The organism is Halomonas sp. SIMBA_159 (assembly GCF_046536035.1).
Lineage (GTDB): Bacteria > Pseudomonadota > Gammaproteobacteria > Pseudomonadales > Halomonadaceae > Vreelandella > Vreelandella venusta_A.
This window is the reverse complement of record NZ_JAWJBT010001539.1, coordinates 1-238: the sequence shown is the minus strand read 5'-3', so window position 1 is coordinate 238 and position 238 is coordinate 1. Positions and strand designations below refer to the sequence as shown.

1 protein-coding gene is annotated in these 238 nt (G+C 63.4%); it reads left to right on the top strand.

Annotation, left to right across the window (positions count from 1 at the left end):
- Positions 1-238: hypothetical protein (locus R0J87_RS24395; protein WP_498889630.1), on the top strand; the 238-nt coding region annotated here is incomplete at both ends.

Genomic DNA, 238 nt, shown 5'->3' with positions numbered 1-238 from the left:
GGTGATGCTGCTGCCGCACAGCTACGAGGGCCAGGGGCCGGAGCACTCATCCGCCCGGCTGGAACGCTACCTGCAATGCTCGGCGGAGGACAATTGGCAGGTCTGCAACATCACGCAGCCGGCCAACTACTTCCACGCCCTGCGTCGGCAGGTGCGCCGGAACTTCCGCAAGCCGATGATTCTGATGTCGCCGAAGTCGCTGCTGCGGCACAAGAAGTGTGTCTCCAAACTCAGCGAG